Origin of the sequence: Acinetobacter sp. YH12251, from assembly GCF_013417465.1 — a bacterium.
GTDB classification, from domain to species: domain Bacteria; phylum Pseudomonadota; class Gammaproteobacteria; order Pseudomonadales; family Moraxellaceae; genus Acinetobacter; species Acinetobacter amyesii.
On sequence record NZ_VPDZ01000010.1, the window covers coordinates 130,174 to 151,429 of the forward strand.

A 21,256-nucleotide genomic window follows, 5' to 3' on the forward strand; every position below is an offset into this window, starting at 1 on the left:
AGTCGCAGATTCAAGCACGATTTAAAAATTACACTCTGTAACCTTTAAGCATATTTTATGTATGTTTTGCGTAAATGATATTTTTTCTTATTACAAATCGAATTTTTTATTGTACTGCTGAAATGTTGTACAGAAGGGAATTTAAATTTTGAAATGTAAATCTACTTAAGACTTTTCATCACAAAAAGAGAACTAATGAAATTAGGTAAAAATTACACAATGTTACATGGTGAACAATAAATGTGCATTTGAAATATTTGGTTGCAAATGTGCATCACATCATCTGTAGTGAGATGATTTGAACAGGTCGAATATGAGGTATGCACAGTCTTGGTGCGTAATTAGAGGGAATGCGCAGTGACAACGGTTCAAATGGAAAAAACGAGAATAGAGCATGATTTATTGGGGGATAAAGCAGTCCCGCAGTCATGTTATTATGGCATACATACATTGCGTGCCATCGAAAACTTTCAAATATCAAAGCAGCATGTCGGACAAAATTTAAACTTTGTACGTGCTATTGCTCAGGTAAAAAAAGCGTCAGCAGAAACAAATTATCAATTTAACTTAATACAAGATGATATTCGCCAAGCGATTCAGCAGGCGTGTGATGCATTAATTGATCATCCTGAACAATGGGCAGATTCATTTCCAATTGATATTTATCAAGGTGGAGCAGGCACTTCTATTAACATGAATGCCAATGAAGTCATTGCCAATTTTGCCCTTGAGTTGCTCGGAGATGCTAAAGGCAGTTATCAACGGATTCATCCAAACGATCATGTTAATAAGTCACAATCCACCAATGATGTCTATCCAACAGCGCTGCGTCTAGCAACATTTAGCGCTTTTGATGCTTTATTTGTGGTTTTAAATCAGCTAATTGGAAGCTTACATATTAAAGCCGATGAGTTTAAACATGTCATCAAAATGGGGCGTACACAGTTACAAGATGCTGTTCCGATGACTTTGGGGCAAGAGTTCCGAGCATTTGCAACATTATTAAAAGAAGATTTGAAGTTGATTGAGCAAAATCGACAGCTTCTATTGGAAATTAATTTAGGTGCGACGGCAATTGGCACTGGCGTGAATTCTCCTGCGGGTTATGCAGCGAAGGCCGTTGAAAATCTAGCTCATTTGACCGGTCTAAAATTGCAAGGTGCAGAAGACTATGTCGAAGCAACCAGCGATTGTGGCGTATTTATTTTATTATCAAGTTGCTTAAAACGTTTAGCTGTCAAACTTTCTAAAATCTGTAATGACTTACGTCTTTTAAGTTCGGGGCCACGAACAGGTTTAGCGGAAATTCGTTTACCTGAGTTACAAGCAGGTTCGTCCATTATGCCTGCAAAGGTCAATCCTGTGATCCCTGAAGTGGTCAACCAAATTGCATTTCGAGTGATGGGCAATGATTTAACCATAACTTTAGCCGCAGAAGCAGGGCAATTACAATTAAATGTCATGGAGCCGGTCATTGCATTGTCCATGAATGAATCGATTGAGCTTTTGGTGAATGCCGTAAAAACATTAGATAGCAAATGTATCCAAGGAATTCAGGCAAATGAGCAAGCATGTTTTGATGCTGTGATGCGTAGTGTAGGAATTGTGACCTTACTCGATCCATATTTAGGTCATGCAAAATGTGATGAAATCGGTAAGCAATGTATTGCCGAAAATAAAACCATTCGCCAAGTGGTTTTAGAGCAAGAGCTGTTAACTGTAAGTCAATTGGATGAAATTTTCTCGATTGAAAATCTAGTTTCTGAAGTGACACCATTTAGTATGCCACTCGCTCAAGTGAGTTAAATGCTTATTTAGGACTTTTAAATAGCTAAATGGTGGGTAAATGACGAAGGTTAATCCTTCGTTTTTTATTTGAAGAAATTAGTGGTAAATCTAGAAAACTAATCTGATGGCAGTGATGTTTTAGGTTTATAAAAGTAACTTAATTTCTAAAAGAAAGTATTGGGTTGAAAATAAAATGCTATATTTGCTTAAGATCGTAATTATAGTTCTATATATAGTCATGAAGGTTTGGATGAAAAATTTAGCTTGTAGATCAAGTCAGAACAGCTTTAACTTGCCCAAATAAGGACGTAATCGAAGTACAATAGGTTTTTTATCATGTTGTAGATAGTCAGATGTTTAATAAGTTAGTCGATTTATTCAAAGGCGCTAAAGAGTCGCCTGAGCAACTTTACTTAGAACAACACCACATTCAATATGATGAAACTCAGGGCTATATCATTGAAGGCGTAGTTTTAAATACTTTGTCTGAACGTATGGAATATTTGTCGAATAGAAAAATGACAAATTTCGATGATTTAAAACAGCTCTATGCCACTGCAATGATTATCAATGAAAAAATAGACTTGGAAATTGCAAGTCAACGCTTTGTTGCACGATTAGGCAATACTGAAGAAAATCTGTTGCAGTTTAAACTCTATGTCAAACTATTGAATGATTATTATCGTCAATTCATCCGTGATCGTAAGTAAGTGAATGGACTGCAGTGTTTGAGTTTGATGGGTGCGTTAATGGTACTCATCAATAGAAAATTCAATCGCAAATCCATATTGGTTAAAACACTGTATATAGTTGCTTAAATCTCGGAATGTAAAAAGCATCGTGTTAATATGATCACTAAGTGATTAAAACATTAAAAGCTATTTACATCATGTTCCAGCAAGAAATTTCACAACTCAATCTTAAACAGCTCAAAGCTGGCGAAAAGCGGTGGGTCGGAAACTTACAAGGCTCATCTGCTGCATTATTATTTAAAGAAATTAGCAAACAATCGAAACAGTTGTTTGTGATTGTAGCACGTAATAATCAGCATCTCGGGCAGTTAGAAAGTGAGCTGGAATTTTACGGAATTAAGCCGACTATTTTCCCAGATTGGGAAATTTTACCTTATGACCGGCTGTCGCCACATCAAGACATCGTTTCTGAGCGCTTGGCGATTTTGTCCAATATGCCACAGCAAGGTGTGTTGTTGGTTTCAGCAACAACTTTAGCGCAGCGAGTTGTGCCTGCATCTTGGGTATTAGGTGAACACTTTGATATTAAAGTAGGTCAAAAATTTGATATAGAACAACAAAAATTAAGATTAGTACAAGCGGGCTATCACTTGGTGGATACCGTTTATGATCATGGTGAATTTGCAGTACGCGGCAGCATCATGGATATTTACGCTTCGGGGCAAAGTTCACCGATTCGTATTGACTTATTTGATGATGAAATCGATACCCTCAAATTCTTTGATCCTGAAACTCAGCGAACCACCCAAAACTTAGATCATTTTACGGTTTTACCTGCAAAAGAATTTCCATTAAAAGAAGCGCGCTCACTGTTTCGTGATCGATATGCGGAAAATTTTCCGACGGCAAATCCAAAGAAAAATCCAATTTATCAGGATGTACAAGATGGCATAGCTTCACCGGGTATTGAGTTTTATTTTCCGTTGTTCTTCTCTGAACAAGCCATGAGAGAGCAAAGTACGCTATTTTCGTACTTACCAGAGAATGGCATTGTCATTACAGATAAAGCTATTGATGACACATTGATTCAGTTTTGGTCGGATATTGTGCGTCGTTATGAAGACCGCCGTCATAATGTCGACCAACCGATTTTGCCGCCAGAGCAGATTTTCCTACAACCAAATCAAGTGTTAGAACAATTAAATCTTTGCCGTCGTATCGTGGCTTCGCCTGAGGCTTTTGATGAACGCAATGGCGTAATCAATCTTGCTGCTGAGATTCCACCCCGTTTACCTGTCGATCCTAAACGTGAAAAGCCATTTTCTGCGGTTAAGCAATATATCGATGCGGCAAATTATCCAGTACTTTTGGTGGCTGAAAGTGCAGGTCGACGTGAAACCTTAAAAGATGCATTGCGTCCGAGTTTGGGTGATATCCCGACGGTCGAAAGTTTTGATGATTTTATGCATTCTATGCATGCGATTGCGATCACCAATGCGCCCTTAGATCGTGGTTTATTGCTAACTGACAAGCTTAGTGTAATTTCTGAAAATCAGCTTTATGAACACCGTGTGGTTCAACGTCGTCGTAAACGCCAACAGGAAGTATCAGAAGAATTTCTTGTTCGTAGTTTAACCGAGCTAAGTATTGGCGCACCTGTGGTTCATATTGATTATGGCGTGGGACGGTACGCAGGTTTAATTACCTTGAGTATCGATGACCAAGACCATGAATTTTTGCAGTTAGACTATGCCGATGCAGCCAAGGTGTATGTCCCTGTAACAAACCTGCATTTAATTAGCCGATACAGTGGTGGTGACCCAGATCTAGCACCATTACATAAATTGGGTACAGATGCATGGTCTAAAGCGAAACGCAAAGCTTTAGAGCAGATCCATGATGTGGCGGCAGAACTTTTACATATTCAAGCCCGTCGTCATTCGAAGCCCGGTTATGGCTTTGAACTGGATCAAAGTCTCTATATGCAGTTTGCCAGTGGCTTCGCCTATGAGGAAACTTTAGATCAAGCCAATGCTATTGAAGCGACACTCTATGACATGCAACAAGCGAAGCCGATGGATCGCTTGGTTTGTGGTGATGTCGGTTTTGGTAAAACAGAAGTGGCCATGCGTGCTGCATTTGTGGCAGTACAAAATAACAAACAAGTGGCTGTACTTGTTCCAACCACGTTGTTGGCGCAGCAGCACTACGAGTCTTTCAAAGATCGCTTCGCGGATTGGCCTGTACGTATTGAAGTCCTTTCACGCTTTGGTTCATCAAAATCACATACCAAAACCATTGAAGACCTCGCAGAAGGCAAAGTGGATATCGTGATTGGCACACATAAAATCTTGCAGGAAAGTGTGCAATTTAAAAATCTCGGCCTCATGATCGTGGATGAAGAGCATCGTTTTGGTGTACGTGATAAGGAGAGAATTAAAGCCTTACGTGCCGATGTAGATATGCTGACGCTAACTGCAACGCCTATCCCACGTACGCTGAATATGGCTTTTAGTGGTATGCGTGATCTATCTATTATTGCAACGCCGCCTGCACGTCGTCTTGCTGTGAAAACCTTTGTGCAAGAACACACTGGAGATTCGATCAAAGAAGCCATCTTGCGTGAACTATTACGTGGCGGGCAAGTGTATTTCTTACACAATGAAGTCGAGACCATTGAACGTACGGCAGAAACCTTACGGGAATTGGTCCCTGAAGCACGTGTTGCGGTTGCTCATGGTCAAATGCGTGAGCGTGAACTAGAGCAAATCATGCAACAGTTCTATCACAAAGAATATAACGTACTGGTGTGTTCAACCATTATTGAAACTGGGATTGACGTGCCAAACGCTAATACCATTTTGATTGAGCGTGCAGATAAACTTGGACTAGCGCAGTTGCACCAACTACGTGGTCGTGTTGGTCGATCGCACCATCAAGCCTATGCCTATTTACTTGTGCCTTCGCTTAAAGGCTTAAAAGGTGATGCTGAAAAACGCCTGGATGCCATTTCTCGTGCATCGACTTTGGGTGCGGGTTTCATGTTGGCAACAGAAGACTTAGAAATTCGTGGCGCAGGTGAGTTGCTAGGTGAACAGCAAAGTGGCTCAATGCAAACTATCGGTTATAGCCTGTATATGGAAATGCTTGAAAAAGCCACCAAAGCTATTCAAAAAGGTAAAACGCCTAATTTTGACTCTCCATTGTCATTAACGGCTGAAATTAGCATGCATATGCCAGCCCTAATTCCAGATGATTATTTGGGCGATGTACATCAACGGTTATTGTTCTACAAACGCATTAGTAATACGGACACTCAAGAGAAACTTGATAACATTCGTATGGAGTTGATTGATCGTTTTGGCTTACCACCGCAAGCAGTCAAACAGTTATTCTCTGTCCATCAGTTGCGTTTAAAAGCGGAGCAATTGGGTATTACTAAAATTGATATCAGCTCACATGGTGGCAGTATTGAGTTCTCACCAGATACACCAGTTCAAGCCATATCCATCATCCAAATGATGCAAAAGCATCCGACTTTCTTCCGAATGGACGGTGGACAACGTTTAAAAGTGATGGTCATGCTCGAAGAATATGACAAACGAATTCTATTTATAAATGACTTATTAGACAGTTTACTGAAGGAATTAACTCCAAATCACTAGATTTGGCGTATAAATTGCTTGTTTAGAATGAGTAGATTTTATGCGTGTTTTTTATATAGAAGAAACGCTTGATTTTTTTGAAAAATTTATTAGAGTCATAAGCAAGCAACGTTTTATTCAAATGCGGTTTATTTGTAATGAAACGTTCTGTACAGAATATTCACACCCATAAGGATGTGATAGTATTAGCCATCATTCTAATTTTGCATCATTTATAAAGATATGTTTAGTTTACATCCACAACTTGCTCAAGATACGTTTTATGTAGGCGACTTTCCTCTGTCAACATGTCGTTTGATGAATGATATGCAATTCCCGTGGCTTATTTTGATTCCACGTGTTCCGGGAATTACAGAGCTTTATGAATTAAGTCAGGCAGACCAAGAGCAGTTTTTACGTGAATCAAGCTGGTTATCAAGCCAATTGTCACGTGTATTCCGTGCAGACAAAATGAATGTAGCTGCATTGGGTAATATGGTTCCACAATTACATTTTCATCATGTTGTTCGTTATCAAAATGATGTGGCTTGGCCGAAACCAGTTTGGGGTACGCCAGCAGTTCCTTATAACAATGATGTCTTGGCACACATGCGCCAAACACTGATGCTTGCACTACGTGGTCAAGGTGATATGCCTTTTGATTGGCGTATGGACTAATCCCGATTTACGGACAATATCAGGATAGTAGAAGAATGAGTGTCCGTATGGGGGCGATCGAGTGCCGTTAGACAATTTAATCAGCAAAGAGCCTAAACAGTTTGAATATTTTCATCGTTTGATGGGATATATCATGCTGTCTTTGGTGATTGTTGTCTATCATTACACTCAGCCAGATACGCAATATCAAATCTATATTCCTGTATTTTTATTTTTTCTGATTTTAGTCGTTCCTAAGTTTTCTCATTGGTTAATTTATCGATATAGCAATCAAGTTAAGCGCAATGTGCTTTTTCTGATCGATATCATAGTAATTGCTGTACTAATGTCTGCAGTACATTTAAGCCTCGTTTTAACCTTTCTTGCGGTCTTTGCGCTGCTATATACAACCATTTATAACAAAATTAATTTCTTAATGATGTCCTTAGCTGGGATTGTTGGTGTCACTGTATTTTATTTATGTAATATTTATATCTTTGGTTTTCAAGAATATTTTGAGTCAACCAGCAGTGAGTTAACCGTTCTAGGTTTTTTGTGTCTTATTACATATTTCAGTGTAGGGACATTTTATCAACACACCCAAGTTCAGTCTTTGAGCAATAAAAAGAACCACTATTATGATCAGATGAATCGTTATATGGAATTCGCTAATCAATTGAGTCGTTATGCGCCAATGCAGCTTTGGCAATCGATTATGAAAGGTGAGTCTGAAGCTAAAATCGAATATAAACGTAAAAAACTCACGATTTTCTTTTCAGATATCCAAGGGTTCACAGAACTTTCTGAAACATTAATCCCAGACGATTTAGCATTTCTACTCAATGACTATTTGAGTCATATGACTGAGATTGCCAAACAGTATGAAGCGACTGTCGATAAATTTATGGGTGATGCAATTCTAATCTTCTTTGGTGATCCACATAGCCAAGGTGTAGAGCAAGATGCAAAAACCTGTTTAGAGATGGCAATGGTTATGCGTCAGCAAATGAAGTTACTGCGTGAACGCTGGATTAAAATGGGTTATCCGCCGCTACACATTCGTATGGGTATTTCTACAGGGTATTGTCACGTTGGGAACTATGGTGCGGCTCACCGTATGGCTTATACCATCGTTGGACGTGATGCAAACTTGGCTGCAAGATTACAAAGTGCGGCCGAAGTCGATGAAATTTTGATTTCAGACGATACGCATCATTTAGTGAAAAATGACTATTTATGTGCACCTAAAGCACCGATCTTCTTAAAAGGCATCAAAGGCCCAGTACGTACTTGGCAAGTGATGGAAAAATACACCTCTCAGAAAACAGATTATCAACGTTGGTTCGATTACGAATATAAAGGCTTTAATCTATTATTGAACTTAGATGAAGTGCAAAACTTTGAATATCCTGAACTAATACATGTTTTAGAACGTATGATTCAACGCTTACAAACTCAGCAAAGAATGACCAACTCTGCTGGTATCGTAAAACTGAATTTAGAAGATGAAGTGATCGAAGAAGTCAAAAAAACTGAATCGCACTCTTAATTTCACATATACATTATATAAATTAGATCTAATCGTATCGCGTAAAATTTTAAAAATAACTCAATTCATTCTTATATCAAAGCGGCATATTTTTTGAAATGTTGAATTTATTTATGCATAAAAAAGCCAGTGACGATGAACTGGCTTTTTGATTATAGAAAATTATCTATAAATTAATGATTTTCTGAAGCATGGTTGATGGTGTATTTAGGAATTTCGATTTCCAAATCTTCATCTTCAATTTTTACTTGGCATGACAGGCGAGAGTCTGGTTCTAATCCCCAAGCACGATCGAGAAGATCTGCTTCGACATCATCCATTTCATCTAGACCATCAAAACCTTTACGTACAACCACATGGCAAGTGGTGCACGCTTTAGACATATCACATGCATGCTCAATTTTGATGCCGTTTTTTAACATGCTTTCGCAAAGGTTAGCATTTGATTCGACTTCAAACTCAGCGCCGTTTGGGCAGATTGTTGCGTGAGGCAGTACTTTAATACGTGGCATAATCTTGACCTATAAATTAATTTGAGTTTGACCAGTCATCGAGTTTTGTGCCTTTCAATGCGGCATCAATGTGCTGATTCATACGAGCTGCAGCAAATGCATCGCTATGTATTTTAAGCTGTTCTACAGCATGTTCAATAGCTTTGATATCTGTCGTTTCAAGTGCAGCATCTAAAACAGTGCGTGCAGCAGTGAGGGAACTATGTTGCTCTTGGTTTAGGAGTTGAGCATCCACTTTAAGTGCTTGATCAAGTGCTTCAAGTTCACGTTTTGCTTCAACCTTGGTTTCTTGAAGATGACGTAAGTTTTTATCTTCTTCAGCAAACTTATAACCATCAATCAGTAAGCGTTCAGTATCGGCATCAGATAAACCATAAGATGGTTTGATGTCAATTTGAGCATGCACACCAGAAGTGGTTTCTTTGGCTGACACAGTTAGTAAACCATCAGCGTCGACCTGGAAAGTCACTTCAATACGCGCTTGACCCGCAGTCATCGGTGGAATACCACGAAGCACAAAACGACCTAGACTACGGCAATGTTCAACTAGATCACGTTCACCTTGTACAACATGAATCAACATCGCTGTTTGACCATCTTGATAGGTTGTGAATTCTTGGCGACGCGCCACTGGAATGGCTGTATTACGCGAAATAAGGCGCTCAACCAAACCGCCCATGGTTTCTAAACCTAAAGAAAGCGGCGTGACGTCTAAAAGCAATGAACCATCTTTAGAGTTACCAATAAGCTGGTTCGCTGTAATCGAGGCGCCAATGGCCACAACTTCATCAGGGTTAATGGTGCAAAGTGGTTCTTGATTGAAGACATCTTGAACAGCTTTTTGCACAGCATATGAACGGGTAGAACCACCGACTAATACCACATTTTGAATATCGCTGAGTTCAAGCTTGGCATCACGCATGACACGTTTACAAACGCTGATGGTTTTATCTAAAGCAACTTTGATGATGGATTCAAAAGTAGGGCGGTCTAAAGTCAATGATTGATCAAGAACTTTAAGCTCTACAGATTCAGCCTCGGTTAGAGCTTCTTTTGCTTTACGAGCAGAAACGATGAAATGTGCATATTCAGCATCATCTAAAGTTTCAATATTCAGTTGTTTTTTTGCCCATTTTACAATCAGACGGTCTAAGTCATCACCACCAAGCGCCGTGTGGCCACCCGTTGCTAGAACTTCAAAAACACCTTGAGAGAAACGTAAAATTGAAACGTCAAAAGTACCGCCACCTAAATCATAGATCACATAGTTTTGATCATGTGCAAGATTGGTGTCTTGGTCTAAGCCATAAGCCACTGCAGCAGCAGTCGGTTCATTTAAAAGACGCAGTACATTTAAGCCTGCAAGCTGAGCTGCATCACGCGTTGCTTGACGCTGTGCTTCATCAAAATAGGCAGGCACAGTAATGACAGCACCATTTACTGGATTGTTTAAGCTGCTTTCTGCACGGTCTTTTAATTGTTTTAAAATTTCAGCAGAAATTTCAACGGGTGTTTTACGACCTTGTGCAGTTTCAAAAGCAGGCATTTCATTCGCTTCACCGACTAAGTTGTACGGGTGTTGGAATTTAATATCTGCCTTAGAGCGACCCATAAAGCGTTTTACAGAAACGATAGTATTTTTAGGATCAGTCGTTAAGAATGCCTTTGCGTCGTCACCATATTGCGTAGTGGATTCGCCGTAGTGTGCAATAGAAGGGAGTAACACACGACCATGTTCATCGTTAAGCACTTTCGCTTTACCAGAAAGTACCGTGGCTACTAAAGAGTGTGTAGTCCCAAGATCGATACCAATTGCGATGCGGTGTTCATGCGGCGCACTTGATTGACCAGGTTCTGCAATTTGCAAGAGAGCCATGTGTGTTACATCCTTTGAACGTCAAATATAAAAAATAAATTAAAAATCATCGTCTAAATCAAAGCTATCGTCGTCTAAGAAGCGATCTTCAGCTTTATCGATGTCAGCCATTACTTTTTGGAAGAAGCGTAATTTACGTACGGTATCACGTGCTTCAGCCCAGTCTTCGTCGTCATAATCAATCTTGAATTCACGAACCAAACCGTCAATCCATTGCTGAACTTCAGTTTTAAGTGAAGTGAGGTCATCAGCAGAGCCTGCCTCATCTAACTGTTCACGAATTTCTAAGGCATCTTGTAGGAACTCAAAATCACTAATCGATTGATCAAGGTGATAATCTTGTTTTTTGAGACTTAAAAGATATGCAGCGCGGCTATCAACATTGGATAAAGCTTTAAATGCTTGATTAATCTCACTAGATTTTATCAGGGCTAGATCTTTATCTTCGGCTTTATCTGGATGATATTGTTGCTGCAACTTTAAAAATTCAGCTTTTAAAACTGCTAAATCAATATCGAGTGCTACAGGTAAGTTAAACAACTCAAAATGATTCATGGGAGATGGTGTCCGCAATAGAGGTGCAAAAAGTGTTGCTTTAAATGCAATTAAAACAGTGAATTTTACACTGTTTTAATGCAAAAAGGAGCGTGGTAATGGCTTAAACCGTAAACGATTCGCCGCAGCCACATTCGCCTTTTTTATTTGGGTTATTAAATTCAAAACCTTCGTTTAAACCATTTTTCACATAGTCCATCTCCATACCTTCAAGATAAACTAAGCTTTTTGGATCAACGAATACTTTTACGCCAAACTGATCGAATACTTGGTCATGCGTGTCAATATCATCGACAAACTCAAGTACATAAGCTAAACCCGAACAGCCAGAAGTTTTCACGCCAACGCGAATACCTTCACCCTTACCGCGATTCTTGATGTAATTGCTGATATGAGTTGCAGCATTTTCAGTTAAATGAATCATGAAAACTCCGTTAATCTTTTTTAAAACACGTAAACAATTAAGCTTTTACTTTCTTGCTACGGTAGTCTTCTACAGCAGCTTTGATTGCATCTTCAGCAAGTACAGAGCAGTGTACTTTTACTGGTGGAAGTGCAAGTTCAGTTGCAATATCAATGTTCTTAATTGCTTGAGCTTCATCAAGAGTTTTGCCTTTTAGCCACTCTGTTACTAATGAGCTAGATGCAATTGCTGAACCACAACCGTAAGTTTTGAAGCGAGCTTCTTCAATTACGCCGTTGTCATCAACTTGGATCTGTAGACGCATAACATCGCCACAAGCTGGTGCACCGACCATACCTGTACCAACGTTTTCTGCATTTTTGTCTAAAACACCAACATTACGAGGGTTTTCGTAATGATCAATTACTTTTTCGCTATAAGCCATGATGCTTCTCCAAACCTCGGGGTCAGCCTTAAGATTAATATGGGGGTGAAATTACGTTAATCAATGAGATAGCCTTAAAATAAAAGCTATCTCACCGGGATGAATTAGTGTTCAGCCCATTCTACAGAATTAAGGTCGATACCTTCTTTGTACATGTCCCAAAGCGGTGAAAGATCACGTAGTTTTTCAACTGCTGCTTTGGTAATTTCAAGTACGTGGTCAATATCGGCTTCAGTGGTGTATTTACCAAAGCTGAAACGAATCGAGCTGTGAGCCAATTCGTCTGATAGACCCAATGCACGAAGTACATAAGATGGTTCTAAAGTTGCTGATGTACATGCAGAACCAGAAGATACTGCACAATCTTTAAGTGCCATCATTAACGATTCACCTTCAACAAAGTTAAAGCTGACGTTTAGATAGTTTGCAACGTTGTATTCTGGGTGACCGTTCAGAAAGACTTGTTCAAGATCTTGCAAGCCATTCCAAAGTTTGTCACGAAGTACACGAATACGAGTTTGTTCAGCATGCAGGTTTTTGCCGGCAAGTTCGAACGCTTCGCCCATACCCACGATTTGGTGAGTCGCTAGCGTACCTGAACGCATACCACGTTCATGACCGCCACCGTGCATTTGCGCTTTAATACGTACACGTGGTTGACGACGTACATAAAGAGCACCAATACCTTTAGGACCATAGATTTTGTGGCCAGAGAAACTCATCAAATCAACTTTCATTGTTGAAAGATCAATTTCTACTTTACCAGCAGCTTGCGCAGCATCTACGTGGAAATAAGTTTTGTTTGCACGAGTCAATTCACCGATTGCAGCTACATCTGTAGTTGTACCGATTTCATTGTTCACCATCATCAAAGATACAAGAATTGTATCTGGACGAAGGGCAGCTTGAACCATTTCAGGTGTGATTAAACCTGTTTTTGCTTCTGGCTCAAGATAAGTAATTTCGAAGCCTTCTTCTTCAAGCTCGCGGCAAGTATCAAGAATTGCTTTATGTTCAATTTTACTTGTAATAATGTGCTTGCCTTTAGATGCATAGAACTGAGCAATACCTTTAAGCGCAAGGTTGTCAGATTCAGTTGCACCAGAAGTCCAAACGATTTCGCGTGGATCAGCTTTTACTAGATTAGCAACTTGTTCACGTGCATATTCTACTTTTTCTTCTGCCTGCCAGCCGTAAGCATGAGAACGAGAAGCTGCATTACCAAAAGTACCGTCAAACGTTAGACATTCCATCATACGTTCTGCGACTTGAGGGTCTACAGGTGTAGTTGCTGCATAGTCAAGATAAATAGGACGCTTCATGTCAAATACCTGTAACCGATAAAAGGGCTGAATCAAAGTTTGCTGAATTTTGACGAATTGATACGGTTTGAACGTTATCGCGTGCTACAAGGTCAGCAAGGGTGATTTTTGCAAGATAATCGGCAATGTGGTGGGAGAGTTCCTGCCATAAATCGTGAGTCAAGCACATTGCACCATTTTGGCAGTTGCCTTTGTGGTCACAACGGGTTGCATCAACTGTTTCATTTACAGCTTCAATAATTTCCAAAACAGTGATGTCTTCAGCACTACGAGCAAGGTGATAACCACCGTTAGCTCCACGGATGCTGGAAACTAAGCCGTGACGCTTTAATTTTGCAAATAACTGCTCAAGATAGGCCACTGAAATGGTTTGACGAGCTGCAATTTCTGCAAGAGTGATCGTTTGTTCAGTTGGCTGCAAAGCTAGATCAAGTAGAGCAGTCACTGCGTAGCGACCGCGAGTTGTTAAGCGCATGATTCGATACACATGTTAAGTCTAGATGTGCAGATTTTATGAATCCTGACTAAAATAGTCAAGTTTTTTTGAGATTGTTTATTTGTTTTATTTTGTCTGAAAAATTATGTATTTATTTGAACCACACATTATACACTAATAACGTTATTAAAAGAACAGATATTAGACTAAAAGCGATATTAATCCGCTTTTGACGACGTTCGATACGCTTAATACGGTTTTTGTATTGTTTAACTTCAACTTGTAGCGTGTTTATTTTAGAGCGTTGCTGTTCGATTTTTTCTAAAAGTGGGGCAATACGTTTTTTAGACGCAACGATATCGTTTTCTTCGACAGGTTCAGACAACCAGTGTTTCCAGTCAGATAAAATTTTCGGCACACTAAATAAAGAAACCAAATCACGAAATTCATCTTTTAAAACCACATCGCCATCGATACGCATGGTTTTGATGCTTTTACGATTACCAAATACAAAAATTTTCACCAAATCCATTAATGTCGTACGGACATCAAGGTCGATGGCTTTATCTGGAGATTTAGTGTCGAACAGAATGCCGTGCTCAGTAAACTGAACATAAAAGTCAAAATAAGGGATGTAGCTATTTATTTTTAGTGCGACTTTTTGATCAACAAATTTTTTAGCTTGTAATGCTACAACACGGTCATGTTTTAAAATGAAGGTAAAAATCGTTTCTAAAACAATCAGGGTCATAGTAAGCAACAAATGTGGTTGAGCTTGTGTTTGTTGCGTATCGCTCATAAAAAATGTCCTTGTTAAAATCTGAAAGCACTGGAAACTGAGCGTCCTGCTCTAGAGGAACTTAGAATATACCAAAAAGTTGGTAATTCACTAGCTTTGTAGAACAGTTTAATCAATCTATCAAGTTATATGTTTGCTATTATGTTGTTAAAATGAATAATCACATGTTGATGTGCACATAAAATAATCAGGAGAAGTGCGGATTATGGAAAATACAGAAAGCATAATTGACGATGCACAGGAAACATCAGAAAAGCTGGCTAAACCTCGGGTACGTAGTCATTCTGATCGTCGCTCTAAAATGGATTTTCGTAAATATACCAAACAGATTTGGTTGGCTGGATTAGGTGCTTTTTCACGTGCTGAGGGAGAGGGAAATAAGCTTTTTGACTCTTTAGTCAAAGTTGGAGAGGAGCTTGAGTCCAAAACGATTGATATTGCAGATCAAACTGTCGAAAAAGTTTCAGAAAAAGCCAAGGAATCTGTAACCGATACGAAAGATAAGGTAGAAAAAATTTTAGATAATGGTGTTAATCATTCTTTAAACCGTTTAGGATTGGTGACTGTAAAGGATTTACAGCACTTAGAAAGGCTTATACTTCAATTACATACTAAAGTTGACCAATTGGCCGAAGAAAATGCCCAACTGAGGGCCGAAATATTAAAAAAACACTAACTTTTTTAATATTATCGAATTTTCAAGGTTTTTTTCGTCAAAAAATTCTATAAAAAGAGGTTGAGGAGTATTGCGTTTAACCCTAAAGCATTGCTATAAAGGCGTTATGGCGTTTTATACAAATTCTTGAACCTTAAATAAACGATATTAAGAGGACGTAATTTTCATGAATAAATCAGAATTAATTGATGCAATTGCCGAAAATGGGGGATTATCTAAGGCCGATGCCGGTAAAGCTTTAGATGCTACAATTGCTGCAGTTACCAATGCATTAAAAGCTGGTGATACAGTTACTTTAGTTGGTTTCGGTACTTTCAGCGTAAAAGAACGCGCTGCACGTACTGGTCGTAACCCACAAACTGGTGCGACTTTAGAAATCAAAGCAAGCAAAGTTCCTAGCTTCAAAGCGGGTAAAGGCTTGAAAGATTCTGTAGCTTAATCTTATTAAGCACATGAGACGCGCCATAAATTGGCGCGTTTTTTATTGGTAAATGTGATTAATTGATATATCGCATTCATTCATCTCGGGTTTTCGGTTAAAATTCACCGCAAATAAAATATTGGAATACTTATGGAATCGTTTCGTAAAGTCATTAAGGGTTGGCTGGGCAAGGTCTTGCTCGTTTTGTTTTTGACCCCTTTAGCACTTGTAGGTATTGAAGGATATTTTAGTGGTGGATCTAAAGATGCAGCAAAGACTGTAAACGGTACTGAAATTTCTCAAAAAGAACTCGAAGCACTGACGAACTCATTAAAAGAACAATATCTGGCATATGCTCAGGGTGATGAAACATTATTGAATCAAAATTTCATTAGCAATAAAGCGATGGATACTTTGGTTTCACGCCAATTGCTATTGCAACAAGCTGATAAATTAGGCATTAGCTTAAGTGATGCACAAATTGTGCAAATGATTCATCAGCAGCCAAGCTTTCAAGTCAATGGTCAATTTTCTGATGAAGCGTTTGGGCGATACCTTGAATCGATTGGTATGACGAATCGCACATTCATTGATAATTTACGTAAAGACCATGCTTTAAAAATGTTGTCAACAACATTTATGGAATATGCATTGGTGAGTAAGCTTGATATCTTGCAAATTGCGAACTTACAAACGGAACAACGTAGTATTCAGTTGGCGAGCATTAATCTTGAAAATTACAAGAAAAATGTAAAAGTATCTGATGCTGAAATTGCCGCTTATTATGAGCAGCATAAAAACAAATTTAAGCAAGCAACTAGTGTTGATGCAGATTTTGTCGTATTAACACCTGCCAATATTACTGCACCTGTAGAAGCTGTAACTGATGCTGAATTGAAAGAAGCGTATAACAGCTTTGTTGAGAATGCACAGAAGTCAGTTAAACCTATCGTTAAGCACATCATGATCACTGCGGACAATCGTTCAGATGCCGAAGCTAAAAAACTGGCTGAAAGTGTTCAAGCTAAAATTAAAGCGGGTTTAAGCTTTAACCAAGCTGCTGCGCAATTCTCTGAAGATCCTGAATCTAAAGCGAAAGGTGGTGAACTGGTTGCTTATGAAAAAGGTGTATTTGGTGATGCATTTGATGCAGCAGTTGAAGGTGCTCAAGCTGGTCAAGTGACTGCTCCAGTGAAAACAGACAGTGGTTATCACTTGATCGAAAAAGTGGCGCCAGCTGTAAAAGTGGCTTCATTTGAACAGGAAAAGGCACGTCTACAAGCAGAAGTCGCTGCTTCGAAAAAAGCCAATGTTTTTTCTGACACTGTAAACAGCCTCAATGATATGGTTGTGAGCAGTGATGCCCTTGATGTCGTGGGTCAAGAAGTGAAAGGCGTAAAAGTACAATCATTGAATGGCTTAACATTAGCATCGCAACATCCAGTTTTAAGTGATGCAAACGTCAAAGTTAAATTGTTTAACGATGATGTTAAAAATGGTGAACGTAATGTTTCATCGAGCATTCAGTTGAAAAACGGTGATGTAGTTTGGGTGAAAGTGCGTAACTACCATGCTGCAGGTGTTCAAACCTTAGCTGAAGCGAAAGCGCATGTGAAAACTCAGCTGATTGAAAAGAAAGCGTCTGATGCTGCAAAAGCCCAGATTCAAGCGACATTGAAAGAGTTTGCTGCAAAACCTGCTGCTTCAGTCGCGAAAGGCAATTTAAACTTTGAAAATGCGGGTACCTTCACTCGTGCTGATGGTTTGTTGAAACGCGAAATTCAACGTGCTGCATTTAGTGTAAAAGCGCCGAAAGCAGGTCATTGGTCTGTTACGACTACAAATCTACCAAATGAGTTGGTTGTGGTTGCTGTGACTGCAGTGAACAAACAATCTGATGAGGCATTAACGGGTGAGCAGTTAGATGAGTTAAAAAAACTTTATCAACAGCTTCGTGGTCAGCAAGAATTTGATGACTACACACGTTATCTAAAAGATCATGCCAAAATTAAATAATTAAGGTAGCTTTAAAAAAACCAGCTTTCGAGCTGGTTTTTTTTGGCTTAAATTGACAGATATAATTTTTATTTTAAAGATTTGGCAAATGAAATATCGACTCTAGCATCGTAGATTGGTGTTCTCAAAAAAATAATATGAAGAAGAAATAACTCATCACGACAAAGGATTAAGCGGATGACATCTCTGTATATGCCTCAATTTAAACGTTTAAAGAACCCGTTATTGCGATGGATAGATCATTATTTTAAGCACATGATATTAATGCTATTAACGATTTGCGTTGCAAGTAGTATTCAAGCTGCAGAACGAAACTTTCAAAATGTTCTAGAGCAGGAAAGAGCTTGGGCGGGCTTGACCAGTAAAAAAGTCAAAAATAATGAAATCGAATGGACATACAGTGAAGGAGGAGATCCACGAAAACCGACGCTGTTGTTGCTGCATGGTTTGTCAGGCACGCGTGATAATTGGAACCGCGTTGCCCGTTATTTAACGGCCAACTATCATGTCATTATTCCTGATCTGCCAGCACATGGAGAAACTATTGTCGCAGATCAATTTGATCTATCGATTCCAAATTTAACTGAAAAATTACGACGATTTATTGATGCTACAAAGTTAGATCCAAATTTACATATCGCAGGGCATTCGATGGGTGGTGCAATTGCCATGCTCTATAGCGCTCAGTATCCCTTAGAAGTGAAATCTTTATTGTTGGTGGATTCGGCAGGTGTCTTTAAGTCGAGTAATACAGTGTATTTAAAAGATACGGCAAAGCTTACAGAGCTAGTGGTCAGAAAAACTGGTGATTTTGATCGCGTGATGAAGATCGTGATGCAATCCCCGCCTTTTATTCCACAAGAATTAAAAATTGGGCAAGAAAAGTTAATGATAGTTCAGTCTAATCAAACCAATAAAATGGTGGAGCAACTGCAAAAAATGGCGACCTTGTATACGCCGGAGTCCTTTGCTTTGGCTGCACGAGGCATTGATGCACCTGTGTTTATTATCTGGGGGAAGCAAGATCAGATTATCAATGTTGAAGTGGCAGAAGAACTGAGACGCTTATTTAAAAAAGCCGAAAAGCCTCTGATTTTAGACCATGTTGGTCATATGCCTATCTTAGAAGCGGAGCAGTTAATGGCGTTGCCATATTTAAAGTTTCTTTCAACTGTTCAATGAATCAAATCGGTAAAGTGTGTGAAAAAAAAGCGAGAAATATCTCGCTTTTTTAAACTTAATTAGACACGTTAAGTCGATTTAAGTACGTACTTTAATTTCATAGCCCGTGTATTTACGAATATTGATCACACCGGTATCCAAAATCAGATACTGACCTTTAATCCCTTGTAATTTTCCTCGAATAATCGGTGTTTTGTCCAAATTATGCGATTTGATTTTTTCAGGATATTCCTCTACCGGGTAGATAAATTGGCGTGGCAACTCATCTTCTAACAGTTCAACAGTTTCATTAAACTCTAAATTTTGGCTAAATTCTTCACGAATGGTCTGAATTTTTGGTGCAAATTCTTCCACCAATTGGTCGCGAATTTCGATCAGGTTGATGGGTTCTGCTTCACCTTTGAGCAATTTACGCCAATCAGTTTTATCGGCCACTTGCGTTCCAAACATGACTTCAAGCTGACCAGATAGACGACGTGAACCAACTTTCATAATAGGCAAAGCTTGCGTCGCACCTTGGTCCAGCCAACGTGTAGGCATTTGACCAAGTCGAGTAATCCCCACTTTTAAGGCACTCGAATTGGCTAAATAGACAATATGCGGTTGAAAGCAAACTTCATGGGCAAAATCATCTTCACGGCAAGTCCCGAGATGATAATGACAGGTTTCGGGCTTCATAATGCACATATCACAAGAAGCCTTAGTCTTCATGCATTTGAAGCAATGACCTTGTGAATAAGATTTAGGTGTTTTTGCACCGCAAGAAATACAGTAAATATTTCCCGTGGCTTCGATTTCAATTTCTTGGCCAAGGCTAAACGGTAGATCAACTTCTGAGCGATCTAGAATAAATTTATACTCAACATTTGCCTTGTGTGTATGTTGATCAGTTACACTAAGGTCTTTAAGACCTGCATGCATTTTATGGCAAATGCCTTGTAGTTCCATACGAATACTCACTTCATTGTTAAGGATGCGGTCAATGGCTGAACAAAATGTCATCACTTCTATGCTAGACGATTTGTCAAAAGAGCAGCCCATTTCAACCGCAATCTGTATTGGTCAGGATCTTGAGCAATACAATCAATTTCATCCAATTCAATGGCAACATTTTAACGTAACTGAGTTTTTAAATCTGCCTTTTACCCAGCGTTTTGACCTTGGATTTGTGATTCTTGATACTGAAACCATGTTGAGTTTGGATCAGCAGCAGAAAACGCAGATGTTGGTAAAATTGCGTGACCTATTTGCCAAACGCATCGTGGTGGTGAGTAAGTTACACGATGAACAATTATTACGTGCTTTAGGCTTTACTCAGCTCATTGATAAAACCACGCATGAAAGTGATTTTGCTTTATGGCAGTTTAATATTTTGACTTATAAACATATTCCAGATTGGTTTAACTCTAAATTTTGGGCAAATCCTGAAAACTGGGATAAATTCCGTTGGTAACAAATACTTAGCCTGCGAGAAATTGCAAAAATTAACAAACATTTATGATAAATCAGTGTTTTCCCACGTATGCTGTAATGAATTTATCTAGGTTTCACTGGGAAAAATAAAATGACAAATTTATATAATATTGTTGAGATTTTAGCAAAGCAGGCCCTTGGTGGTGCAAACAATCAAAATCAACAAGGTGGTCTGGGTGGTATTTTAGGTTCGGTGCTGGGTCAATTGGGCGCAAATGCAGGCACTCAAAATACCCAAACTAATGCTCAAAACCAAGCAGGTGGTTTAGGTGGAATTTTAGGCTCTGTGTTGGGCCAACTGGGTGGTGCAGCGCAGCCGCAGCAACGTAGTAGCGGTGGTAATGCATCAACCATTTTAGTAGCAGTGTTACCTCTGGTGCTGGCTTGGATTCAAAAACAAGGTGGCCTACAAGGTGCTTTGGATAAATTACGTGGACAGGGCTTGAGCAGTCAGGTTGATGATTGGGTATCTACAGGCCCTGGTGATAATGCTGCTGTGACTAATCAACAAGTACAAAATTTATTTGATGATGCCGAAGTGGAGCAAGTTGCACAAGAAACACAAACTCAGAAACAAGATGTATATAGCGCAATTTCAACGGTATTGCCGCAAATTATTGACTCATTGACGCCACAAGCTGGACAAACCAATCAGCAAGAAGCGAATGCTGATATTCAACAAGTGATGAATTTGGTCTCAGGTTTCCTGAAGCGTTAATCAAAATATCGATTTAGGTATTTGATTGAATACAAGCCAGTGAACACTGGCTTTTTTATGATTTGAAAAATGATAACAATGTGACGCTTAGA

20 protein-coding genes are annotated in these 21,256 nt (G+C 39.1%); 11 read left to right on the forward strand and 9 right to left on the reverse strand.

The window, feature by feature from the left end; translation table 11 throughout:
* Window positions 1-357 precede the first annotated feature (357 nt).
* The 5 genes from aspA to FTV27_RS10665 all read left to right on the forward strand — a co-directional run bounded on the left by aspA (window position 358) and on the right by FTV27_RS10665 (window position 8,330).
* Window positions 358-1,806 carry an aspartate ammonia-lyase gene (aspA, locus tag FTV27_RS10645; RefSeq protein ID WP_373687150.1) on the forward strand — a complete coding sequence of 483 codons (1,449 nt, stop codon included), beginning with the start codon at window positions 358-360 and terminating at the stop codon, window positions 1,804-1,806.
* 335 nt (window positions 1,807-2,141) lie between these two features.
* Complete coding sequence (locus tag FTV27_RS10650; RefSeq protein ID WP_078193486.1) at window positions 2,142-2,498, forward strand: hypothetical protein; 357 nt, start codon at window positions 2,142-2,144, stop codon at window positions 2,496-2,498.
* 179 nt (window positions 2,499-2,677) lie between these two features.
* Window positions 2,678-6,145, forward strand: a complete 3,468-nt coding sequence (gene mfd / locus FTV27_RS10655; RefSeq protein ID WP_180078479.1) for a transcription-repair coupling factor — start codon at window positions 2,678-2,680, stop codon at window positions 6,143-6,145.
* Window positions 6,146-6,367: 222 nt separating this feature from the next.
* A complete protein-coding gene (locus tag FTV27_RS10660) occupies window positions 6,368-6,802 on the forward strand; it encodes an HIT domain-containing protein (protein WP_067762788.1) in 435 nt (144 codons plus the stop codon).
* 61 nt (window positions 6,803-6,863) lie between these two features.
* Entirely contained in the window at window positions 6,864-8,330 is a 1,467-nt protein-coding gene (locus FTV27_RS10665; protein ID WP_180078442.1) for an adenylate/guanylate cyclase domain-containing protein, read from the forward strand.
* A gap of 173 nt (window positions 8,331-8,503) precedes the next feature.
* On the opposite strand, the gene fdx is transcribed toward FTV27_RS10665, so the two are convergent.
* The 8 genes from fdx to FTV27_RS10705 all read right to left on the reverse strand — a co-directional run bounded on the left by fdx (window position 8,504) and on the right by FTV27_RS10705 (window position 14,678).
* Complete coding sequence (gene fdx, locus FTV27_RS10670) at window positions 8,504-8,842, reverse strand: ISC system 2Fe-2S type ferredoxin (protein WP_078193483.1); 339 nt, start codon at window positions 8,840-8,842, stop codon at window positions 8,504-8,506.
* Between the two features lie 16 nt (window positions 8,843-8,858).
* Entirely contained in the window at window positions 8,859-10,718 is a 1,860-nt protein-coding gene (gene hscA, locus FTV27_RS10675; RefSeq protein ID WP_180078444.1) for a Fe-S protein assembly chaperone HscA, read from the reverse strand.
* Window positions 10,719-10,757: 39 nt separating this feature from the next.
* Window positions 10,758-11,273, reverse strand: coding sequence for a Fe-S protein assembly co-chaperone HscB (hscB, locus tag FTV27_RS10680; RefSeq protein WP_180034816.1), 516 nt, complete (start codon window positions 11,271-11,273; stop codon window positions 10,758-10,760).
* A 103-nt stretch (window positions 11,274-11,376) separates the two neighbouring features.
* Complete coding sequence (gene iscA / locus FTV27_RS10685; protein ID WP_078188668.1) at window positions 11,377-11,697, reverse strand: iron-sulfur cluster assembly protein IscA; 321 nt, start codon at window positions 11,695-11,697, stop codon at window positions 11,377-11,379.
* A 37-nt stretch (window positions 11,698-11,734) separates the two neighbouring features.
* Entirely contained in the window at window positions 11,735-12,121 is a 387-nt protein-coding gene (iscU, locus tag FTV27_RS10690) for a Fe-S cluster assembly scaffold IscU (RefSeq protein ID WP_078188667.1), read from the reverse strand.
* A 104-nt stretch (window positions 12,122-12,225) separates the two neighbouring features.
* On the reverse strand, window positions 12,226-13,443 hold the full coding sequence (locus tag FTV27_RS10695; protein WP_078193480.1) for an IscS subfamily cysteine desulfurase: 1,218 nt from the start codon (window positions 13,441-13,443) through the stop codon (window positions 12,226-12,228).
* A gap of 1 nt (window position 13,444) precedes the next feature.
* Complete coding sequence (locus tag FTV27_RS10700) at window positions 13,445-13,918, reverse strand: Rrf2 family transcriptional regulator (protein WP_078188665.1); 474 nt, start codon at window positions 13,916-13,918, stop codon at window positions 13,445-13,447.
* A gap of 112 nt (window positions 13,919-14,030) precedes the next feature.
* Window positions 14,031-14,678 (reverse strand): hypothetical protein, encoded by a 648-nt coding sequence (locus FTV27_RS10705; RefSeq protein WP_078188664.1) that lies wholly within the window; start codon window positions 14,676-14,678, stop codon window positions 14,031-14,033.
* Between the two features lie 205 nt (window positions 14,679-14,883).
* On the opposite strand from FTV27_RS10705, the gene FTV27_RS10710 reads away from it, so the two are divergent.
* The 4 genes from FTV27_RS10710 (at window position 14,884) to FTV27_RS10725 (ending at window position 18,973) form a co-directional block, all read left to right on the forward strand.
* On the forward strand, window positions 14,884-15,354 hold the full coding sequence (locus tag FTV27_RS10710) for a phasin family protein (protein ID WP_111883718.1): 471 nt from the start codon (window positions 14,884-14,886) through the stop codon (window positions 15,352-15,354).
* A gap of 166 nt (window positions 15,355-15,520) precedes the next feature.
* Entirely contained in the window at window positions 15,521-15,793 is a 273-nt protein-coding gene (locus FTV27_RS10715) for an HU family DNA-binding protein (protein WP_078188662.1), read from the forward strand.
* A gap of 132 nt (window positions 15,794-15,925) precedes the next feature.
* Window positions 15,926-17,791: a SurA N-terminal domain-containing protein gene (locus FTV27_RS10720; protein ID WP_180078446.1), complete on the forward strand. Its 1,866-nt coding sequence runs from the start codon at window positions 15,926-15,928 to the stop codon at window positions 17,789-17,791.
* Window positions 17,792-18,046: 255 nt separating this feature from the next.
* A complete protein-coding gene (locus FTV27_RS10725) occupies window positions 18,047-18,973 on the forward strand; it encodes an alpha/beta fold hydrolase (RefSeq protein ID WP_180078481.1) in 927 nt (308 codons plus the stop codon).
* A 78-nt stretch (window positions 18,974-19,051) separates the two neighbouring features.
* On the opposite strand, the gene FTV27_RS10730 is transcribed toward FTV27_RS10725, so the two are convergent.
* Entirely contained in the window at window positions 19,052-19,921 is an 870-nt protein-coding gene (locus FTV27_RS10730) for a DUF2797 domain-containing protein (protein ID WP_180023994.1), read from the reverse strand.
* Between the two features lie 34 nt (window positions 19,922-19,955).
* On the opposite strand from FTV27_RS10730, the gene FTV27_RS10735 reads away from it, so the two are divergent.
* Together FTV27_RS10735 and FTV27_RS10740 are read left to right on the forward strand one after the other, a co-directional pair.
* Complete coding sequence (locus tag FTV27_RS10735; protein WP_078188659.1) at window positions 19,956-20,426, forward strand: DUF6231 family protein; 471 nt, start codon at window positions 19,956-19,958, stop codon at window positions 20,424-20,426.
* Window positions 20,427-20,537: 111 nt separating this feature from the next.
* Window positions 20,538-21,164: a YidB family protein gene (locus tag FTV27_RS10740; protein WP_180078448.1), complete on the forward strand. Its 627-nt coding sequence runs from the start codon at window positions 20,538-20,540 to the stop codon at window positions 21,162-21,164.
* Window positions 21,165-21,256 lie beyond the last annotated feature (92 nt).